The organism is Bradyrhizobium australafricanum, assembly GCF_020329495.1.
Taxonomy (GTDB): domain Bacteria; phylum Pseudomonadota; class Alphaproteobacteria; order Rhizobiales; family Xanthobacteraceae; genus Bradyrhizobium; species Bradyrhizobium australafricanum.
In genome coordinates this window covers 1-7,361 of sequence record NZ_JAGKJL010000136.1, presented here as the reverse complement: position 1 = coordinate 7,361, position 7,361 = coordinate 1, and the positions used below count along the sequence as shown (strand labels likewise).

Sequence of the window (7,361 nt, the reverse complement as noted above, 5' to 3'; positions counted from 1 at the left end):
GCCGACGACAATGCGAACGCCCATGCGGCGAGCGGCGAGCAGCTGACCTCGCTGCTGGTGTTCCGCGCCGGCTCCTCGCAGCCCAAGGCGGTGCCGCTCGGCCTCGTCACCCGGCTGGAGGAGATCGCAACCGACAAGATCGAGCTCTCGAACGGCCGCTACATGGTGCAGTACCGCGAGCAGCTGATGCCGCTGGTGCAGATGGCCGGCGTCGAGGTGCAGAGCCAGGGCGCGCAGCCGATCCTGGTGTTCGCCGACGACGGCCGCTCGATGGGGTTCGTGGTCGACGAGATCATCGACATCGTCGAGGAGCGGCTCAACATCGAGGTCGCGGGCTCGCAGGACGGCATTTTGGGCTCGGCGGTGATCAAGGGCCAGGCCACCGAGGTGATCGACGTCGGCCACTTCCTGCCGATGGCGTTCGCCGACTGGTTCTCGCGCAAGGAGATGCGGCCGTCGGCCTCGGCGCAGTCGGTGCTGCTGGTCGACGACTCAGCGTTCTTCCGCAACATGCTGGCGCCGGTCTTGAAGGCCGCCGGCTACAAGGTCAGGACCGCGGGCGGCGCGCAGGAAGGCCTCGCCGCGCTGCGTTCGGGACAGAGCTTCGACGTCGTGCTGACCGACATCGAGATGCCCGAGATGAACGGCTTTGAGTTCGCCGAGAACATCCGAAGCGACCACAACCTGAACCAGCTGCCGATCATCGCGCTGTCGGCGATGGTGTCGCCGGCGGCGATCGAGCGCGGCCGGCAGGCCGGCTTCCACGACTATGTCGCCAAGTTTGACCGTCCCGGGCTGATCGCGGCGCTGAAAGAGCAGACCGCCGAACTGCGCCGGGCGGCCTGACACGGGATAAGGACAAGGATTGATGACCAGCAAGACCGAGACAAGCGAAGGCGCGATGGCCGAATACGTCACCGCCGTGATCGGCGGGCAGCTGTTCGGGCTGCCGATCTCGCGGGTGCAGGACGTGTTCATGCCGGAGCGGCTGACGCGGGTGCCGCTGGCCTCCAGCGAGATCGCCGGCGTGCTCAATCTGCGCGGCCGCATCGTCACCGTGGTCGACATGCGCGCCCGGCTCGGGCTGCCGAAGGCCGATGACGGCCAGCCGCCGATGGCGGTCGGCGTCGACCAGCGCGGCGAATCCTATGGTCTGTTGATCGACCAGATCGGCGAGGTGCTGCGGCTCTCCGAAAGCAGCCGCGAGGACAATCCGGTCAACCTCGATCCCCGCATGGCCAAGCTCGCCGGCGGCGTCCACCGCCTCGACGGCCAGCTCATGGTCGTCCTCGATGTCGATCGCGTGCTCGAACTGGTGCCCAAAACAGCTGCTGCAGCGTAACACTCCACCGCGGAGACGGTGGATTCCACAAGGAGGCCAACACATGAAGACATGTCTCGTCGTCGACGATTCCGGCGTGGTGCGAAAGATCGCGCGCCGCATCCTCGAAGGAATGGAGTTCACGGTCATCGAGGCCGAGGACGGCGCGGTCGCGCTCGAAGCCTGCAAGCGCGCGCTGCCGGATGCCGTGCTGCTCGACTGGAACATGCCCGTGATGGACGGCTTCGAATTCCTCGTGCAACTCCGCCGCATGCCCGGCGGCGATCAGCCCAAGGTCGTGTTCTGCACCACCGAGAACGGCATCGACCACATCTCACGGGCGCTGCATGCCGGCGCCAACGAATACATCATGAAGCCGTTCGACAAGGACATCGTGATCGCGAAATTCCAGGAAGTGGGCCTGCTGGCGCTCGACGCGTCGGCCGAAGCCTGACACCCAGTTTCACCATTCAGTCCCTTGTGAGGCTCCCGTGACGCCCCCCGACTACGAGTATCTGCGTAAGCTCCTGAAGGACCAGTCCGGTCTCGATCTGTCCGCGGACAAGCAATATCTGATCGAGAGCCGCCTGCTGCCGCTGGCGCGCAAAAGCGGCCTGTCCGGCATCCCCGACCTGGTCGCCAAGATCAAGGCGGGCTCGTCCACGCACACCGTCCAGGTGGTCGAAGCCATGACCACCAACGAGACGTTCTTCTTCCGCGACAAGGTGCCGTTCGAGCACTTCCGCGACACAATCATGCCGGAGGTGCTGAAGGCACGCGCCGCGCGCCGCAGCGTCCGGATCTGGTGCGCCGCCGGCTCGACCGGCCAGGAGCCCTATTCGCTGGCGATGTGCCTGAAAGAAATGGGCACGGCGCTTGCCGGATGGCGCGTCGAGATCATCGCGACCGATCTGTCGCAGGAGGTGCTGGAGAAGTCGAAGGCCGGCATCTACAGCCAGTTCGAGGTGCAGCGCGGACTGCCGATCCAGATGCTGGTCAAGTACTTCAAGCAGTCGGGTGAGTTCTGGCAGGTCAATCCCGAGTTGCGCGCGATGGTCCAGCACCGCCAGCTCAATCTGCTGCACGATTTCTCCCAGCTCGGCACGTTCGACGTGATCTTCTGCCGCAACGTGCTGATCTATTTCGATCAGGACACCAAGATCAGCATCTTCAACCGTCTCGCCCGGTTGATGGAGGCCGACGGCTTCCTCGTGCTGGGCGCCGCCGAAACCGTGGTCGGCCTGACCGACACGTTCAAGCCGATTCCCGAGCGGCGCGGTCTGTACCGGCCGAGCGGGGTGCGGGGCGGGCTCTCCATGCCGAAGCCTGCCATGGCGGTCGGATATTGAGCGATGACCGAGGACGGCAAATCCATTGAGCGGGTCACCTTCAGCCGGGGTGTCGATGTCTGCATCATGGCCATCGACGGCACCTGGCGGCGCGACTGCCAGCTCAATGCCATCTCCGACACCGATGCCTCGCTGACCGTCGAAGGTTCCATTCAGGGGCTCAACCTGAAGGAGTTTTTCCTCTTGCTGTCCTCGACCGGACTTGCCTATCGCCGTTGCGAACTGGTCCGCGTCAACGGCACCGAAATGGACGTCAGTTTCCTCAAGGGCAAGCCGAGCAAACGGCGATCGTCCGCGGACGAAGAGCGGGCCAGGGCCTGACGTCAAGAGGGACTGATCCGACCGGGCGGGCAAGGCCCGCGGCCAATCCGGACGATGCGTGGAACAGATCGCCGCCTGATGGGTTGGGCGTCGTCGGGACGATCGAGGTGATTGGGCCGAACCTGTCGGTGGCGGCGGGTCAGTTCAGCAGACGCGCTGTTGCCCCGGAATCGCGCAGGCGGTCGAGCGCCGCGCCGAGGCCGGCATCGCATGCCTTCAGGGCGGTAGATGCTGTGAGATAGCGCGGGGTAACGTCGTCGAGAACGACGGTGTCGGCGTCGGCCTGCCGCGCGGCCAGCAAGGCCTCGCGCGCAATCGCCGCTTCGATCAGCCGCAGGCTCGCCTGGACATGGCCAATCAGCGCGACCAGGTCCTTCACGATCAGACCGTAGGGATCATGGCCCTCGTCCAAGCGCGCTGCAAAGCGGTCCGACGCTGCATTTTCCATGCATGTTTCTCCACTGCCCCCCCACTTTTAGGGAACGCGGTGCTACTTGTGCGTTAAGCGGACGTCCCGTACAAATACGGGTCCATTGATCGAGATGGTCGAGTTAGTTCTTGTGCGGTCAGGGCAGCACGCTTCACCACTGATGGACGATGCATATGGTTGAAAATGGCGCTCCGCGCGGGGAAATCTTTGTAGTCGACGACGATCCTGCCGTTCGCGAGACGCTTTCAGTGGTCCTGTCGACCGCTGGTTACAAGGTGATCTGCTTCGCGGACGGCGCGGCGTTGCTCGCGGTGGCGCGCAGCAGGACGCCAGCCTGCATCCTGCTCGACGTGCATATTCCCGGCAAATCCGGCCTCGATATCCTGAGGGAGCTGCATGGCGAGGATTATCCGGCGCCGATCTTCATGATCTCCGGTCAGGGTGACATCGCGATGGCGGTCAGCGCCATCAAGAACGGCGCGCTCGACTTCATCGAGAAGCCGTTCCGCGGCAATGAGATCGTGAGCCGTCTGAACGAGGCGATCGACGCCTACACCAGGCGCCAGGCCGAGACCTCGGCGTCGCGGATCGCCGCGCTGCATTTCCCGGGTCGCGAGCCGCTGACTCGCCGCGAGCGCGAGGTGCTCGAGCAGTTCACCGCGGGCGCCTCCAACAAGGAAGCCGGGCGCCATCTCGGGATCAGTCCGCGCACGATCGAGGATCACCGCGCCAACATCATGAAGAAGCTCGGCGCGCGCAACGCCGCCGATCTGGTCCGCATCGTGATGACGGCGCAGCAAAAGTAAGCCAGGGCCGGTTTACGTTCCGATCGCCACATTGCGGAGCCTGTGCGGCGCACGTTCAGCGAACGGCACGTCTGCGCCGGGGGCGGGACGACATGTCTGAAAATCGAGTGTATGCCTGACGCAGGGCAAGCGTGCCGGGACCGCGCGCGTGCGAGCAATGTCGAGACACATGGCGATGACGAAGAAGAACAAGACCTCGGATCAATTGCGCAGCGCGCGCTGGTTTGCGCCCGACGATTTGCGCGCCTTCGGCCACAGATCGCGGGCGATGCAGATGGGTTACGCGCCGGAGGAGTGGCGCGACCGGCCGGTGATCGCGATCATCAACACCTGGTCGGATGCGCAGCCCTGCCACATGCATTTCAAGAGCCGGGTCGACGACGTCAAGCGCGGCGTGCTGATGGCCGGCGGCTTTCCGCTCGAGCTGCCGGCGCTGTCGCTGTCGGAATCGCTGTTGAAGCCGACCACGATGCTCTACCGCAACATGCTGGCGATGGATGCCGAGGAACTGCTGCGCGGCCATCCGGTCGACGGCGTGGTGCTGATGGGCGGCTGCGACAAGACCACGCCCGGCCTGCTGCTCGGGGCCACCAGCATGAACCTGCCGGCGATCTACCTGCCCGCGGGACCGATGCTGCGCGGCAACTGGAAGGGCCGCACGCTGGGCTCCGGCTCGGACGCCTGGAAATACTGGGACGAGCGCCGCGCCGGCAAGATCTCCGACAGGGACTGGGTCGACATGGAGGCCGGCATCGCCCGCAGCTACGGCACCTGCATGACCATGGGCACGGCCTCGACGATGACGGCGATCGCCGAAGCCATCGGCATGACGCTGCCGGGCGCCTCGTCGATCCCCGCGGCCGACGCCAACCACATCCGCATGAGCTCGGAAGCCGGCCGCCGCATCGTCGAGATGGTGTGGGAGGATCTCACGCCGCAGAAGATCCAGACCCGCAAGGCCTTCGAGAACGCGATCACGGTCGCGATGGCGATGGGCTGCTCGACCAACGCCATTATTCACCTCATCGCGCAGGCGCGCCGCGCCGGCCAGGACATTTCGCTCGACGATTTCGAGAAAGCGAGCCGCAAGGTGCCTGTGATCGCCAATGTGCGGCCGAGCGGCGACCTCTATCTGATGGAGGATTTCTTCTATGCCGGCGGGCTGCCCGGTTTGATGAACCGGATCAGGCAGCATCTGCATCTCGACTGCATGACCGTGTCAGGCAAGACCCTCGGCGAGAACATCGATGGCGCCGAGGTCCACAATGACGACGTGATCCGCACCGTCGACAACCCGATCTACAAGGAGGGCGCGCTCGCGGTGTTGAAGGGCAATCTCGCGCCCGATGGCTGCGTCATCAAGCCAAGCGCCTGCGATCCGCGCTTCCTCAAGCACACCGGGCCTGCGCTGGTGTTCGACGACTATCCGTCGATGAAGAAGGCGGTCGATGATCCCGATCTCGACGTCACGGCCGATCACGTGCTGATCCTGCGCAATGCCGGCCCGCAGGGCGGGCCGGGCATGCCGGAATGGGGCATGCTGCCGATCCCGACCAAGCTCGTGAAGCAGGGCGTGCGCGACATGGTGCGGCTGTCGGACGCGCGGATGAGCGGCACCAGCTACGGCGCCTGCATCCTGCACGTCTCGCCGGAATCCTATATCGGCGGCCCGCTGGCGCTGGTGAAGGACGGCGACCGCATCACGCTCGACGTCGCCGCGCGCACCATCAATCTTGATGTGCCGGAGGCCGAGCTGGCCAGGCGCCGCGCCGAATGGACGCCGCCGGAGCCGCGCTTCGAGCGCGGGTACGGCTGGATGTTCTCGAAGCACATCAAGCAGGCCAATGAGGGCTGCGACTTCGATTTCCTCGAGACCGGCTTTGGCAAGCCGGTTGGCGAGCCGTCGATTTATTAGTTCATCACACGGTCGTTCCGGGGCGCGAAGCGAACCCGGAACCTCGAGATTCCGGGTTCACGCTTCGCGTGCCCCGGAATGACAGCCGGGGACAAAGCATCATGTCAAAACTCAGCGACACCACCCGCAACAAGCTGAAATCCGTCTCCACCGCGACGGTCGCGACCGCGCTGTTCAAGCGCGGCTTGCGCATCCAGATGATCCAGGATGTTCATCCCCTCGGTCCGGATCAGCCGACCATGGTCGGCGAGGCCTTCACGCTGCGCTACATGCCGGCGCGCGAGGACCTCAACACGATCGAGGTGTTCCGCGATCGCACGCATCCGCAGCGCAAGGCGATCGAGGAGTGCCCCGTGGGCGCGGTGCTGGTGATGGACAGCCGCAAGGATGCGCGCGCGGCATCGGCCGGCGCGATCCTGGTGACGCGGCTGATGAAGCGTGGCTGCGCCGGCGTCGTCACCGACGGCGGCTTCCGGGATTCGGCCGAGATCGCGCGGCTCGGCTTCCCGGCCTTTCATCATCGCCCGAGCGCGCCGACCAACCTCACGCTGCATCAGGCGATCGAGATCAACGTTCCGATCGGCTGCGGCGATGCGCCGGTGTTTCCCGGCGACGTCATCCTTGGCGACAGCGACGGCGTCATCGTAATCCCGGCGCATCTCGCCGACGAGATAGCCAATGAGGCGTTCGAGATGACCGCGTTCGAGGATTTCGTCACCGAGCAGGTCCAGAGCGGCCGCGGCATCTTCGGGCTCTATCCTGCGACCGACGAACAGACGCTGAAGGATTTCGCGGCGTGGCGGAGAGCGAAGGGGCGGTAGCAACTCATCCTCCGCCGTCGTTCTTGATAAGCGATCGCCATACATTCCGCCGTCGTCGTCGTTGATAACCACCGCCACGCATTCCGCTGTCGTCCCTGCGAAGCACTAGGTGGTGTGGACATTAGCGCATCCATAGAACAATGGCAGCGAGAGTGACGACGGCGCGATAGTTCCGTGCCGTCTTTTCGAAGCGGGTTGCGACGCGTCGGAACTGCTTGAGCTTTGAGAAGCAGCATTCGACGAGATGACGCTGGGCATAGAGATGCTTATCGAGAGGGTATTTGAGCGCGCGCGACGGATTGTTGGGAATGACGGCGAGCGCGCCTTTGGCGGCGATGGCTTGGCGCAAGTGATCGGCGTCATAGGCGGCGTCGGCCATGACGACTTCGGCGGATAAG

At 64.9% G+C, this 7,361-nt stretch carries 10 protein-coding genes; 8 read left to right on the top strand and 2 right to left on the bottom strand.

All coding sequences use genetic code 11. The annotated features are described in order from the left end of the window. The 5 genes from J6525_RS45550 to J6525_RS45530 form a co-directional block, all read left to right on the top strand. A partial coding sequence (locus J6525_RS45550; RefSeq protein ID WP_225649514.1) for a response regulator occupies nucleotides 1–846 on the top strand: 846 nt, incomplete at its 5' end. A 22-nt stretch (nucleotides 847–868) separates the two neighbouring features. Further along, nucleotides 869–1,342 carry a chemotaxis protein CheW gene (locus J6525_RS45545; protein WP_225649513.1) on the top strand — a complete coding sequence of 158 codons (474 nt, stop codon included), beginning with the start codon at nucleotides 869–871 and terminating at the stop codon, nucleotides 1,340–1,342. A gap of 43 nt (nucleotides 1,343–1,385) precedes the next feature. Beyond that, nucleotides 1,386–1,775, top strand: coding sequence for a response regulator (locus J6525_RS45540; RefSeq protein ID WP_018269419.1), 390 nt, complete (start codon nucleotides 1,386–1,388; stop codon nucleotides 1,773–1,775). Between the two features lie 37 nt (nucleotides 1,776–1,812). Further along, nucleotides 1,813–2,670 (top strand): CheR family methyltransferase, encoded by an 858-nt coding sequence (locus tag J6525_RS45535; RefSeq protein WP_225649512.1) that lies wholly within the window; start codon nucleotides 1,813–1,815, stop codon nucleotides 2,668–2,670. A gap of 3 nt (nucleotides 2,671–2,673) precedes the next feature. Continuing rightward, entirely contained in the window at nucleotides 2,674–2,991 is a 318-nt protein-coding gene (locus tag J6525_RS45530) for a hypothetical protein (RefSeq protein ID WP_028338017.1), read from the top strand. Between the two features lie 139 nt (nucleotides 2,992–3,130). On the opposite strand, the gene J6525_RS45525 is transcribed toward J6525_RS45530, so the two are convergent. Then, a complete protein-coding gene (locus tag J6525_RS45525; RefSeq protein ID WP_225649511.1) occupies nucleotides 3,131–3,439 on the bottom strand; it encodes a hypothetical protein in 309 nt (102 codons plus the stop codon). A gap of 155 nt (nucleotides 3,440–3,594) precedes the next feature. On the opposite strand from J6525_RS45525, the gene J6525_RS45520 reads away from it, so the two are divergent. The 3 genes from J6525_RS45520 to J6525_RS45510 all read left to right on the top strand — a co-directional run bounded on the left by J6525_RS45520 (nucleotide 3,595) and on the right by J6525_RS45510 (nucleotide 6,963). Next, complete coding sequence (locus J6525_RS45520; RefSeq protein ID WP_018269422.1) at nucleotides 3,595–4,227, top strand: response regulator transcription factor; 633 nt, start codon at nucleotides 3,595–3,597, stop codon at nucleotides 4,225–4,227. 175 nt (nucleotides 4,228–4,402) lie between these two features. Beyond that, nucleotides 4,403–6,142: an L-arabinonate dehydratase gene (gene araD, locus J6525_RS45515; RefSeq protein WP_225649510.1), complete on the top strand. Its 1,740-nt coding sequence runs from the start codon at nucleotides 4,403–4,405 to the stop codon at nucleotides 6,140–6,142. Between the two features lie 101 nt (nucleotides 6,143–6,243). Then, the gene (locus J6525_RS45510) at nucleotides 6,244–6,963 is read left to right on the top strand and encodes a ribonuclease activity regulator RraA (protein ID WP_225649509.1); all 720 of its coding nucleotides are present in this window, start codon (nucleotides 6,244–6,246) and stop codon (nucleotides 6,961–6,963) included. Between the two features lie 121 nt (nucleotides 6,964–7,084). Here J6525_RS45510 and J6525_RS45505 read toward each other — a convergent pair. Next, the coding region (locus tag J6525_RS45505) for a transposase (RefSeq protein WP_225647175.1) at nucleotides 7,085–7,361 on the bottom strand (277 nt) is incomplete at its 5' end.